The sequence below is a fragment of the Pseudomonas sp. QC2 genome (genome assembly GCF_002859085.1).
Lineage (GTDB): Bacteria > Pseudomonadota > Gammaproteobacteria > Pseudomonadales > Pseudomonadaceae > Aquipseudomonas > Aquipseudomonas petroselini.
Map to the genome: position 1 here is coordinate 430581 of NZ_PKKS01000023.1, position 12197 is coordinate 442777.

The 12197-nt window shown below is 60.1% G+C and carries 10 protein-coding genes; 6 read left to right on the plus strand and 4 right to left on the minus strand.

Annotation, left to right across the window (positions count from 1 at the left end; all coding sequences use genetic code 11):
* Positions 1 to 85: 85 nt before the first annotated feature.
* Positions 86 to 2497, minus strand: coding sequence for a glucose/quinate/shikimate family membrane-bound PQQ-dependent dehydrogenase (locus QCBJ_RS22765; RefSeq protein WP_102061644.1), 2412 nt, complete (start codon positions 2495 to 2497; stop codon positions 86 to 88).
* Between the two features lie 416 nt (positions 2498 to 2913).
* Positions 2914 to 4932 carry a TonB-dependent receptor gene (locus QCBJ_RS22770; protein WP_012722426.1) on the minus strand — a complete coding sequence of 673 codons (2019 nt, stop codon included), beginning with the start codon at positions 4930 to 4932 and terminating at the stop codon, positions 2914 to 2916.
* Between the two features lie 147 nt (positions 4933 to 5079).
* Between QCBJ_RS22770 and QCBJ_RS22775 the strand changes: the two genes are divergently transcribed.
* The gene (locus QCBJ_RS22775) at positions 5080 to 5313 is read left to right on the plus strand and encodes a VF530 family DNA-binding protein (protein ID WP_012722427.1); all 234 of its coding nucleotides are present in this window, start codon (positions 5080 to 5082) and stop codon (positions 5311 to 5313) included.
* Between the two features lie 4 nt (positions 5314 to 5317).
* Positions 5318 to 5941: a Pr6Pr family membrane protein gene (locus tag QCBJ_RS22780; protein ID WP_012722428.1), complete on the plus strand. Its 624-nt coding sequence runs from the start codon at positions 5318 to 5320 to the stop codon at positions 5939 to 5941.
* A 1-nt stretch (position 5942) separates the two neighbouring features.
* Here the strand turns inward: QCBJ_RS22780 and QCBJ_RS22785 are convergent, their stop codons facing one another.
* Together QCBJ_RS22785 and QCBJ_RS22790 are read right to left on the minus strand one after the other, a co-directional pair.
* Positions 5943 to 6710: a siderophore-interacting protein gene (locus tag QCBJ_RS22785; RefSeq protein WP_093542041.1), complete on the minus strand. Its 768-nt coding sequence runs from the start codon at positions 6708 to 6710 to the stop codon at positions 5943 to 5945.
* A complete protein-coding gene (locus QCBJ_RS22790; RefSeq protein ID WP_102061645.1) occupies positions 6707 to 7228 on the minus strand; it encodes a PadR family transcriptional regulator in 522 nt (173 codons plus the stop codon). The genes QCBJ_RS22785 and QCBJ_RS22790 overlap by 4 nt, the downstream gene beginning before the upstream one ends.
* 472 nt (positions 7229 to 7700) lie before the next feature.
* Between QCBJ_RS22790 and QCBJ_RS22795 the strand changes: the two genes are divergently transcribed.
* From QCBJ_RS22795 to QCBJ_RS22810, 4 genes are read left to right on the plus strand one after another with little or no spacing between them, the layout of a single operon-like run.
* Positions 7701 to 8210 (plus strand): fimbrial protein, encoded by a 510-nt coding sequence (locus QCBJ_RS22795; protein ID WP_043204847.1) that lies wholly within the window; start codon positions 7701 to 7703, stop codon positions 8208 to 8210.
* A gap of 51 nt (positions 8211 to 8261) precedes the next feature.
* Positions 8262 to 8816, plus strand: a complete 555-nt coding sequence (locus QCBJ_RS22800) for a fimbrial protein (RefSeq protein ID WP_012722432.1) — start codon at positions 8262 to 8264, stop codon at positions 8814 to 8816.
* A gap of 19 nt (positions 8817 to 8835) precedes the next feature.
* The gene (locus QCBJ_RS22805; protein ID WP_158242100.1) at positions 8836 to 11430 is read left to right on the plus strand and encodes an outer membrane usher protein; all 2595 of its coding nucleotides are present in this window, start codon (positions 8836 to 8838) and stop codon (positions 11428 to 11430) included.
* On the plus strand, positions 11427 to 12188 hold the full coding sequence (locus tag QCBJ_RS22810) for a fimbria/pilus periplasmic chaperone (protein WP_102061646.1): 762 nt from the start codon (positions 11427 to 11429) through the stop codon (positions 12186 to 12188). The genes QCBJ_RS22805 and QCBJ_RS22810 overlap by 4 nt, the downstream gene beginning before the upstream one ends.
* Positions 12189 to 12197 lie beyond the last annotated feature (9 nt).

The following is a 12197-nucleotide window of genomic DNA, read 5'->3' on the forward strand; positions in this document are numbered from 1 at the left end:
GCTCCCTCGCCACAGGTACGGTGCTCACCTTCAACTGACTGGCATTAGGGCTTGTCCCCTCCCACAGTCTTGTTGTCGGTGTCGCTTAATCCGGCAGTTTGAACGCCATCACATAGTCACCCTGCTTGGTACCCAGGGAGCCATGACCGCCGGCCATGACCAGCACGTACTGCTTGCCGTCCTTGCCGGTGTAGGTCATCGGTGTGGTTTGCGCGCCTGCAGGCAGGCGGCCTTCCCACAGTTGCTTGCCGTTTTTGACGTCGTAGGCACGCAGGTACTGGTCGAGGGTACCGCTGAGGAACGACACGCCACCGGCGGTGGTGAAGGTGCCGCCCAGGCTAGGTACGCCCATGGTCAGCGGGATTGGAACCGGCGAGCTGTCACGCACGGTGCCGTTCTTGTGCATCCAGAGGGTCTTGTGGGTGGTCAGGTCGACCGCCGCCACATAGCCCCACGCCGGTGCCTGGCACGGCAGGCCCATTGGCGACAGCATGGCTTCGAGGATCACGCCGTACGGCGCGCCTTTGTTCGGCTGCACGCCTTCGGTTTCGCTGACGCGTGGACCTTGCTTGGCGATCTCGGCGGCCGGGATCAGTTTCGATTTGAATGCCATGTAGCTTGGGTTCACGAAGGCAATCTGGCGAACCGGGTCGACGGAAATGCCACCCCAGTCGAACACGCCGAAGTTACCTGGGTAAACGATCGAGCCTTGCAGCGATGGCGGGGTGAAAGCACCGTCGTAGCGCATGGATTTGAAATCAATCCGGCACAGCATCTGGTCGAACGGCGTCACGCCCCACATATCGCGCTCTTTGAGCGGCGGCGGCATGAAGTTCAGGTCGGACTTGGGTTGGGTCGGCGACGTGTGGTCGCCCGCGACCGCACCTTGCGGTACCGCCACTTCGTGGATCGGCACAACCGGTTGGCCGGTGGCGCGGTCCAGCACGTAGATGCTGCCTTGCTTGGTCGACGCCATCACCGCTTGCTTCACGCCTTCAGCGGTCTTGATGTCGATGAGCGAAGGCTGGCCGCCCACGTCCATGTCCCACAGGTCGTGGTGGGTGAACTGGAAGGTCCACTTCACGTGGCCGCTGTCGATGTCCAGGGCGGTCAGGCCGGCGCTGTATTTTTCCGAGTCTTCGGTACGGTCGCCGCCGTATTGGTCGGGCATCTGGTTGCCCATCGGCAGGTACAGCATGCCGAGTTTTTCATCCACGGCGAACATGGACCACATGTTCGGCGAGTTGCGGGTGTAGGTCTTGCCCTCGGCCAACGGCGTGGTGTCGTCCGGGTTGCCGCTGTCCCAGTTCCACACCAGCTTGCCGGTGTGCACGTCGAACGCGCGGATCACGCCGCTTGGCTCGTCGGTGGAAACGTTATCGGTGACGTGGCCGCCGATCACCACCAGGTTCTTGGTCACGGCCGGTGGCGACGTGGAGTAGTAACCGCCTGGGGCGAAGCTACCGATGTTGGCACGCAGGTCGACCTGGCCTTTGTCGCCGAAGTCTTCGCACATCTTGCCGGTGTCGGCGTTGAGGGCGATCAGACGGGTGTCGGCAGTCGGTACGAAAATACGTTTCGGGCAGGCATTCGGTGCAGCGGCGGGGCTGGCGCTGCCGGTCGGGCTCTGCTCGGAAGCGTAGGCGGCGTCATCGTGATACGACACGCCACGGCAGGTCATGTGCGCCCAACCCTTGAAGTTCTCGGCACCCTGGCTGCTGATCTTCGGATCGAAGCGCCAGATTTCCTTGCCGGTGTCCGGGTCGAGTGCAATCACCTGGCTGTGCGGCGTGCACACGTAGAGCATGCCATTGACTTTCAGCGGGGTGTTTTCTGCGGTGGTCTCGCCTGGATCATTCGGGCCAGGGATGTCACCGGTGCGGAAGGTCCACGCAGGTACCAGTTTGTGAGCGTTTTCCGGAGTGATCTTTGCCAGCGGCGAGTAGCGATCACCGTAGGCCGAACGGCCGTAGGAGTTCCAGTCGCCATCGGCCTGGGACGGCGCAGCACTGGCCATGCCCGGCACCGCATCGCGGTCCAGTTGACCCTTGATCTCACCGGGGTTGGTGAATTGGCTGGCGACGGCAGCCGCACCGGCCAGCACCACGGCCACGCTCAACGCGCCAGTGCCCAGCGGGGCAGGCTGGCCACGCAGCAACGGACGGCGAAACCACGGGAGCAGCATGACGATACCCAGGGCGAACAGCAGCGCCAGGCGCGGCACCAACTGCCACCAGTCCAGGCCGACTTCCCACAAGGCCCACACGGTGCTGGCGAACAGCACCAGTGCGTACAGGCCCAACGCGGCGCGGCGGGTGGCCAGCAGCAGGACGCCGGTCAAGGTGATGCCGATACCGGCCAGCAGGTAGTACAGCGACCCACCGAGCATGCTCAGCTTGATACCCCCGGCCAACAAGGCCAGGCCCATGATCAGCAGCAAGACGCCTAGCAGCCTGGGCAGCAGGCGACTTGGGCTTGAGGCACCGTCAGTGCTCATAGTTGTGTTTCTCCGTTACGTTGGAATTATGTATCCCCGTGTGTCTTCACTGTAGATGACGATTCGGCACGGGCTTGGTTCAGCGTTAATTCGGTTTTTCCGGGGATAAACGGGGTTATCCATAGGCGGGCGATTTATCCCCAGGCGCAGAGGGGGGTAAGACAGCGCTGTCTTTGCAGGCGGGAAATGTCAGCAAGATGGGGTCGACCGGGGAGTGAAACGTTTCAGGTTATTGCCGGGAAGGATAAAGGCAGTGGGCGCCGAGAGAAAGCGCAAATCGCAAGATGCATCATTTCCGATTTGGTAACAGTGACTAAATGTCGCTGCAAAAAGAGGGGCAGGGCAGGGTTTTTGTAGTGAGCGAGCTTGCCTCGCGCGGGGCAACCCCGCTCACTGCAAGTAGTCAGGCGTACACCTTAGAACGTTGTACGGAGACCGAACTGCACGCTTCTGCCCGGTGCCGGCGCGATATCGCGCAGGATCGAGCTGGCATAGCGCACCGTCTGGTTGGTCAGGTTTTCACCGTTCACAAACGCCAGCCACTGGCTGCCCCCCATGTTGAAGCGATAACCCGCGCTCGCGCCCAGGGTGGTATAGCCATCGGTGCCGCTCTCGTTATCCGGGACACGGCCTTGGCCGGCGGCATGTTCCACGTCGATGCGCGCCTGCCAGCGGTCGAGTTCCCACAGCAAGCCGCTGTTCAAGCGTAACGGTGCAATGCGCGGCAGGGCTTCGCCGGTATCGAGGTTGGTGGCGCGGGTGTAGTCGCCCGACAGTTCCAAGGCGAATTTGCCGTAGGCGCCTTCGCCAAGCTTCCAGTGATCCTGGGCTTCGAAGCCGGCGAAACGTGCACGCACGCCGGAGTATTCGTACTCAGGGATACCGGCTGCGTCCTCTTCACCTTCATCGTTCAATGTGCGACCGGTGCCCAGCAAGCCGATGTAATTGGAGAAGCGGCTGTAGAACACGCCGAAGCTGCCCTTGTGGGTGCCGGTGTCAAAGCGCAGTGCCAGGTCGCTGGACACGGCTTTTTCTTTTTTCAGGTTGGCATCGCCCAATTCGTAAGTGCCGGTGGCGACGTGGGCGCCGTTGGCATACAGCTCGTAGAAGGTCGGCGCGCGCTCGGTGTAGCCCAAGGTCGCGGCCAGGGACCAAATTGGCGTGAGGGTGTACACGGCGCCCGATGACAGGCTGCCGGCGGTGAAGGTGTTGGACCGGTCGGCATTGGCGAAACGCGCATTGCCCTTGGCATCCGGGTCGACGCTGGTGTGTTCCAGGCGCCCGCCGAGGCTGAGTTTCAGGCGCTCGGTGGCCTGCATTTCTTCAAGGATAAACAGTGCGCCGGCGTTGGTATCGGTCTGCGGCACGAAGGCTTCTTCGCCGAGGGCCGAGAACTCGTTGCGGGTCACTTGCGCGCCGACCACGCCGTCGAACGGGCCGATCGGCTGGTGGCGCGCTTCAACCCGCGCTTCATAACCTTTGTTTTTGAAGATCGTGCCGGTTTCGCCGCCTTCGATTTCGCGGTGCTCGTAGTCGGTATAGCCCGCGTCGAGTTTCAGCGAGGTAAACGGGCCTTGCAGGTTGCGGATCTCCGACGCGAAAGCGTAGTGATCCTGCTGCATGCGGATGCGTACATCCTGCTCGGCGGGAGAGCCGTAGTTGGCGTCGTAGTTGCTGTAGGACAGCCCGGCATACCCGTCGTCCCAGGTGTAGGAACCGCCCACGGCGCCGCCGTCCTGGCGCCCATCACTGTTGCCCAGGCGGCCATTTTTCCCGGGCGCGTCGTCGGTTGCCGGGGCGTGTCGGCTGCGGGCCTGGCCAGGGATCTTAAGGTCGTTGAATTCCCGCGCATTGGCATCCAGGTGCAAGGCGAACGTGCCGTTACCGGCTTCCAGTCTGCCGGCGCTGCTGCGGGTGGTGTCGGCGCCGCCGTAGCGCAACTCACCGGCACCGTGGATGCCTTCGATGGCCTCGGTCGGGATGCGGTTGTCGAAGGTGTTGACCACCCCACCGATGGCGCTGCCGCCGTACAACAGGGCCGCGGGGCCGCGCACGATTTCGATGCGGTCGACGTTGACCGGGTCCAGCGGCACCGCATGGTCGTAGGACAGCGACGACGCATCCAGCGCACCGACGCCATTGCGCAGGATGCGAATGCGGTCGCCATCCTGGCCGCGAATGATCGGTCGGCTGGCACCTGGGCCGAAGTACGACGACGACACGCCTGGCTGCTTGTTGAGGGTTTCGCCGAGGCTGCCTTTTTGTTGCAGGGTCAGGTCATCGCCTTCGAGCACGGTGGTGGGCGAGGCGAGTTGTTCGCTGCCCAGCGGGTTGCCGGTGATGACTTGGGGTTGCAGTTCAAGGGCCTGGGCTTCGGAGCAGATCAGCAGGGCGGCAGCGAGCGGGGACAAGCGCCACAGAGAAGAGAGGGACATCGGACATTCCTTGGCAAAACGGGGAAAAGATTTGATATTTATCGTTACAATATAACATCTCTTTTTCGCTGGGAACGGGAACTTTTTATAACCGGGCAGGCGGGTGATAAGGTGTGCACCTTCGTGACCCTTTTTCATAGGCCTGGCATGACCGCGACAAGCAACGACCCCCTCCACGGCGTGACCCTGCAACACGTCCTCACCACGCTGGTGGAACACTACGAATGGGAAGGCCTGGCCGAGCGCATTGATATCCGCTGCTTCAAGAGCGACCCGAGCATCAAATCGAGCCTTACGTTCCTGCGCAAAACCCCATGGGCTCGGGAGAAAGTCGAAGGGTTGTACGTGAAGCTGATGCGCACCAAACGCCCGTTGGATTGATCCCATGAAGCGGTTCGTGGCGGCAGCGGCATTGGCCGGCTGGGCAGGGTTGGCGATTCAGCAATACCTGATTTTCTATTCGCGCTGGACGTCTGGCGCCAGCCTGCTCGGCGGGCTGATCAACTTTTTCAGTTTCTTCACCGTGCTCACCAACACCCTGGCGGTGGTGGTGTTGAGCTATGCCTGGGTGAATCGCGACTCAGCGGCGAAGCAGTTTTTTCTCGCGCCAAGGGTCAGCAGTGGCATTGCTGTGAGCATCGTTGTGGTCAGCCTGGCCTACAACCTGCTGCTACGGCATTTGTGGAGCCCTTCAGGCTTTCAATTCATTGCTGATGAATTGCTGCATGACGTGATGCCGGTGCTGTTTTTGATCTACTGGTGGCGGTGTGTGCCCAAGGGCCATTTGCGCTTCAGGCACATCGGCGCCTGGGTGATCTACCCGTTGGTGTACTTCGCCTACGCGCTGCTGCGTGGGGACTTGCTCGGGCAGTATCAGTACCCGTTCATTGATGTGAGCACCCTGGGTTATCCACAGGTGTTTGTGAATGCCGGGGGGATTCTGTTGGGGTTTGTGTTGATCGCGCTGGCGGTGGTGGGGCTGGATAGGCTCATCAAGCCCCGCACCTGACTTACTCTTCTTCGCTGCCCTCGGCCCGCCAGTAACCGACGGCCTTGAGGAATTCCTCGTTGACCTTGTGCGTGTCCAGCAACACACGTCGTACCTGGCGCGACAGCTTGGTTTCGGTTGCGACAAAGCTGTACAGCGAACCGGCCGGCAGGCTCAGGTTGCGCACTGTTTCGAGCAGGTCATCCTGGCCGCGCACCACCCATTTCACCTGCACATCGGCGGCACTCTGCAGGGCTTGGCGCTCTGCTTCATTGGCGATCTCAATCACCGCCAGCACCGTGCGCCCGGCCGGGAGTTCTTCCAGGCGGCGCGCGATGGCGGGCAGGGCGGTTTCATCGCCGATCAGCAGGTAGCTGTCGAAGATATCCGGCACGATCATCGAGCCCCGTGGCCCGCCGATATACAGGTGTTGGCCGACTTGCACCTGCTCGGCCCAGGTGGACGCAGGGCCATCGCCGTGCAGCACAAAGTCGATATCCAGCTCACCCGCGTCCAGGTCAAAGCGCCGGGGCGTGTAGTCGCGCATGGCCGGTTGCGGGCCTTCGCCTTTGATGCTGAAGGTCGGGCTTTCCAGCGCCGCTTGTTCAGCGGCGTTTTGCGGGAACAGCAGCTTGATGTGATCGTCGCTACCCAGGCTGACAAAGCCCGCCAGCTCAGGGCCGCCGAGCGTGATGCGGCGCATGCGTGGGGTGAGATCAACCACCCGCAGCACTTGCAGGCGGCGACGCTTGATCTCGTGGGTAACGCGATGGATGGCTTGCGTATTCATTGGTCTTTCCCGTCGGCAATGGCTTGAGCGGTGCCGTTGAGCAGCGCCGCGACACGAATGATTTCTTCCGGGCTCCAACGCCCGTGGTGCGAATGCAAGGCGTGACGCAGGTTGTGCACCGCCTCGTGGATTTGCGGTGGACGGTCGTGGCCGCGCAGTGAGCGTTTGCTCACATCGATGCGCATGCGGATGCCGTCGAGGGCAACCGCCTGTTCGCTTATGAAGAGACGACCGGCGTCGGTGATTGTGTAGCGTTTTTTTCCACCTGCGGCGTCGCCAGCGATCAATTCACTTTCTTCAAGAAAGGTCAGGGTGGGGTAAATCACGCCGGGGCTGGGGGTGTAGGCGCCGTCGAACAGGCTTTCGATCCGGCGAATCAAGTCGTAGCCGTGGCACGGTTGCTCGGCGATCAGCGCTGGCAACAGCAGTTTCAAATCGCCGGGGGCAAACACCCGGGGGCCGCGACCGCGGCCGCCGCGGGGGTCAAAACTGTCGCGTGGGTGAGGATGGTCTCGCATTGTAGGAGCCTCTGTGTGTGTCTAGATATAACTTAAGATATATCTTAGATTTCACGCAAGGGCGCCCGACGGACGGTCCGCGTGCCGCCACGGTGTTTTGCACTATTTAGTGGGTCTGCCTAAGTAAACAGTGTTGTTTTTTTGAATATGTAATCCTATTCTTACGGACTCTTCGCAACTAAAGAATTCTCGTTTAGTTCAATGTAATCCCTTTCTTACAGTCGTTCTTAAAGTTTTGGCAAATTGCCATAAACTTCCTATGTGTCTTGGTGTAACAAGGCCACGAGATTCAGGGAAAAAGACGGCTTACTTGCTCGTGCTCGCAGCGGAAACTTGTCGGGTGTCGAACGGCTCCTGATTTGCAATGCAAATAGTTGGAAAAAATCGGCGCTTTTAATAGGTCCTCGCACAACTGCGTCAGGATTTCTAACGATGATTATTGATAGGTGAGTACTTGCAAATGAAATCTAAAATGAAAGCTGCGCTGTTCTCTGTCGGGCTGTTGGCTGCTTCGATGTCCGTTGCTAATGCGGCGGATGGAACCATTACCTTTACCGGCTCGGTGCACTCGGGTGCTTGCTCTATCAAGCCTGAATCCGTCGATCAGACTGTTCCACTGGGTTCGATCGCAAAGCACCAGTTGCAAGATGGCGGTAAGTCCAATGCGCGCCCTGTGACCATCGAACTGGAAGGCTGCGATTTGACCGGCCTCACCGATAACACCGTGACCACCACCTTCACCGGCGCGCCCTCCAGCGCTGTTCCGGGAGCGATCGGTACCGTGGGTGGCGCGGGCGGCGTGGGCGTCATGATGACGCACGGTGGTCGTCCTATTCAACTGGGTGTCGCGACCACCCCGCAGGCCATTTCCGTCGGTGATAACACGTTGGAGTTTGGTGCTTATGTACAAGGCGCCGCCACGGGCACGATCGTCCCGGGTGATTTCAGCGCGGTCACCAACTTTACCTTGGCTTATCAGTAAGTTTTTCCCCCGCCACCCCGGGTGGCGGGGGGACGCTGACGGGAGGTCCAGGTGAAAACATTCATAAGTCTCGCTATTGCCTCTTTATTGACGATCACCAGCGCCCCTGGCGCGCAAGCGTCTTCGCAAGGCGAAGGGGTTGTCACGCTGGGCGGCGTGGTCGTTGACTCAGCCTGCGGGCTGGAAGCGGGCAGTGCCGATCAGACGATCGTGATGCCCCCCGAACCTGTGGGCCGGCTTTTGCGATTGGCAAGGGGCGCACCCCACCCCTTCCAGTTACGTCTCGTCAATTGCTCATTGAGTCGCGAGGACCCCTTGCGCCCAGGTGTACCGCTGCCTGATTGGCAGCATCTGCGGGTGACGTTCGACGGGCCCAGCGATAGGGAAGGGCGCTCCTTTGCCGTGTCGGGTGGCTCACAAGGGGTCGCTTTCCATATTGAGGATGCTGCGGGTCAAGAGAGTGTGCCGGGTCAGCCGATGGCGCTGCTGCCGATAGTGGAAGGCGATATGACACTCCACTACAGGCTTTACCTGGTGGGTAACGGACTACCGCTGGTGGTGGGATCTCACGGTGCCGCAGTGCGATTCAAGTTGGAATACTTCTGAACAGTGATGGGTTGTTTTCATGTTGAATACGTCGAAGGTGAAAAGTGCACTCCGCCCAAGCCTTTTTGGCGGGTTGATGTCACTGGCAGGCACTGTATTGGGTGCCGGAGATATAGAGTTTAATACCGACGTTCTTGATCTTAATGATCGCACGAATATCGACTTGTCTCAGTTTGCGCGCAGCGGCTTTATTCTGCCTGGCACTTACTCGATGGTGGTGCAGATCAATACTCAGGCCATTGCGGAACAATCGGTGGCGTTTTATCCCCCCGATGATGATCCCAAAGGGAGCGAGGCCTGTTTATCACCCGAATTGGTAGAACAGTTGGGCCTGAAAACGTCCGGTGCCGCCAAACTGACTTGGTGGAACGGCGGACGCTGCCTGGATATCACAGGCTTGCCGGGTATGGAGGTGAGTGGAGATTTAGCCACTTCTACGCTGAACATCAGTCTTCCCCAAGCCTACCTTGAGTACAGCGCCATTAATTGGGATCCGCCCTCCCGCTGGGACGAGGGCGTGCCGGGCTTGTTGGTTGACTACAACATGACGGCGCAGTCGAGTTATCAAAAGGATGAGCGCAACCGTAATAACTTCAGTGGGAACGGAACACTCGGTGCCAATGCCGGGGCGTGGCGCCTGAGAGCTGATTGGCAGGGGCGCGTCGAGAGCGGCCGCGAGCGGTCCTACAAGGATCAAAAGCTGGAGTGGAGCCGTTACTACGCTTACCGCGCGGTGCCTGCGTTGAAGGCGCGTTTGGTGGTGGGCGAGGACTATCTGTATTCGGACCTGTTCGACAGTTTCCGTTTTACCGGTGCCTCGCTCAATTCGGATGAAAGCCAGTTGCCGCCTAACTTGCGCGGCTATGCACCTGAAGTGGTCGGGGTGGCCAAGACCAACGCGAAAGTCGTCATCAGCCAGAAGGGACGCGTGTTGTACGAAACCCTGGTGGCGGCAGGGCCGTTTCGCATTCAAGACCTGCGGGATGCAGTATCCGGCACGCTGGATGTGCGGGTGGAGGAGCAGGATGGTTCGGTGCGCAGCTTCCAGATCGACACGGCGGGTGTTCCTTACCTGACGCGCCCCGGGCAAGTGCGTTACAAGCTGGCGACTGGGCGGCCGTCCAACCTTCAGTACGGCGCTGACGGAGATTTTTTCGGCACGGGAGAGTTCTCTTGGGGGGTCAGTAATGGCTGGTCCCTGTTTGGCGGCGGCATGACGGATAACAACTACCGGGCGGTTTCCGTGGGTGCGGGTCGCGACCTGCTGGCATTCGGGGCCATATCGTTGGACGTGACGCAGTCTCGCGCCGAGCTCTGGAACGAGACGCTCTCGGGAAAATCGTACCGCCTTCAATACTCCAAGCACTTTGAACAATACGACAGCCAAGTCACCTTCGCGGGCTATCGGTTTTCCGAGAAGAACTTTTTGAGTATGAGTGAATACCTGGATGCTCGTCATTACGGGTTGAACGGCGAGCTCAGCAGTCGTAGCGAACTCACCGACGGCTGGAAGCCGATTGGCGGCAGCAAGGCGCTGTATACCGCGACGGTTAACAAGCAGTTCCGGGACCTGGGGGCAACTGTCTACGCCAGTTACAGCAAACAAACGTATTGGGAGCGGCCGGCCACTCAGCGCTGGAACATGTCGGTGTCACGCTACTTCAGCGTGGGCTCCGTCAAGAATATGAGCCTGTCCCTGAACCTGTACCGCAGTCAGGAATACAGCCATAAAGATAACGGCATAGCGCTGACCGTCAGTCTGCCGTTGGGACGCAGCGGCACGCTGTCGCTGGATGCCAATAGAGCCGCGGGTGAGAACAACTTTTCCACCCGTTACAGCGATCGCTTCGATGAGCGCAACAGCTACCAGCTCAGTGCCGGCGACACGTCCGCCAGTGGTTATTTGAGTCATATCGGTGACCAGGCGGACATTGATCTCAGTGTCAGCACCCAAGAGGGCAATTACAGCAGCCTGGGTGTGTCTGCGCGCGGGGGGGGCACGCTCACGCCTTACGGTGGGGCACTGCATCGTTCCAGCAGTACCGGCGGAACCCGTTTGATGGTCGACACCGGCGGTGTGCCCGATGTGCCTGTGCGGGCTTACGGCACTCCGACCCGCACTAACGCCTTCGGCAAGGCAGTTATCTCCGACATCGGCAGTTATCAGCGCACGGCGGCCAGTGTTGACCTGGAGAACTTGCCTGGCAACGTCGAAGCCACTCAATCAGTGACGCAACTGACGCTCACCGAGGGCGCTATTGGTTACCGGTCGCTGGAGGTGATTGCCGGTGAGAAGGCCATGGCTGTTCTTCGCCTGCAGGACGGCAGTTCACCCCCCTTCGGCGCGACGGTGAAGAACCTCAAGCAGCAGGACACCGGCATCGTCAACGACGGCGGCAATGTCTACCTGAGCGGTATACAGGCCGGCAAACAGATGATCGTCAGTTGGGGCGGTAGCGAGCAATGCGTCCTTACGCTCCCGGCCATTTTGCCCGCGGATGCGTTGACCAACGCCCTCGAACTGAGCTGCCAGAGCGTCGCCACTGATCAATCCTTGCCCGAACCAGCAACGCTGACCGGGAAGCCAATTAATACGGAGAACACATCCTCATGACGCTGAATACGCGCCGCCTATTCCAGGCATTCGCTTTACTGGTCCTGGGCTTGAGCCAGAGCACTCACGCCGCGGTTGGCCTGGATCGGACCCGAGTGATTTTTGACGGCGGCAAAGAGGCCACCAGTGTGAACATCACCAACAACAATACCCAGCTTCCGTATTTGGCCCAGGGCTGGATCGAGGATGAAGACGGCAAAAAAATCACCACGCCCTTGATCGTACTGCCACCGGTTCAACGCTTGGAGCCTGGCAAGCAAAGCCAGGTGAAGGTTCAGGCATTGCCGGCGGCCAAGATGTTGCCGCAGGACCGGGAGACGGTTTTCTACTTCAACCTGAGGGAAATTCCGCCGCGCAGCGATAAGGCCAACACGCTGCAAATTGCGCTGCAAACCCGCATCAAATTGTTCTACCGACCCCAAGCCATTGCCCCCAGCCAGCAAGACCTGTCCAACCCTTGGCAGGAGAAGCTGACCCTCACCCGCGAAGGCGAGCATTACAAGGTGAATAACCCTACGCCTTACTACGTGACCCTGGTGGATGCGCGCAGCAGCAAGGACGGTAAAACCGTGCCGGGTTTTGAACCCCTCATGGTTCCGCCCAAAGGTGCGCTGGCGTTGGGCCCCACGGCCAAAGCACTCGGTACCACACCCTATTTGTCCTATGTGAATGACTACGGCGGCCGTCCGGTGCTGGCGTTCACCTGCAGTGGCGATACCTGCAAGGTGAACACCCAAGCCTCGCCGCGTAATGAGTAGCACCTGCTG

Coding starts and splice junctions, on each gene's coding strand:
- QCBJ_RS22765 (WP_102061644.1), bottom strand. CDS start 2,497: ATGAGCACTGACGGTGCCTCAAGCCCAAGTCGCCTGCTGCCCAGGCTG.
- QCBJ_RS22770 (WP_012722426.1), bottom strand. CDS start 4,932: ATGTCCCTCTCTTCTCTGTGGCGCTTGTCCCCGCTCGCTGCCGCCCTG.
- QCBJ_RS22775 (WP_012722427.1), top strand. CDS start 5,080: ATGACCGCGACAAGCAACGACCCCCTCCACGGCGTGACCCTGCAACAC.
- QCBJ_RS22780 (WP_012722428.1), top strand. CDS start 5,318: ATGAAGCGGTTCGTGGCGGCAGCGGCATTGGCCGGCTGGGCAGGGTTG.
- QCBJ_RS22785 (WP_093542041.1), bottom strand. CDS start 6,710: ATGAATACGCAAGCCATCCATCGCGTTACCCACGAGATCAAGCGTCGC.
- QCBJ_RS22790 (WP_102061645.1), bottom strand. CDS start 7,228: ATGCGAGACCATCCTCACCCACGCGACAGTTTTGACCCCCGCGGCGGC.
- QCBJ_RS22795 (WP_043204847.1), top strand. CDS start 7,701: ATGAAAGCTGCGCTGTTCTCTGTCGGGCTGTTGGCTGCTTCGATGTCC.
- QCBJ_RS22805 (WP_158242100.1), top strand. CDS start 8,836: ATGTTGAATACGTCGAAGGTGAAAAGTGCACTCCGCCCAAGCCTTTTT.
- QCBJ_RS22810 (WP_102061646.1), top strand. CDS start 11,427: ATGACGCTGAATACGCGCCGCCTATTCCAGGCATTCGCTTTACTGGTC.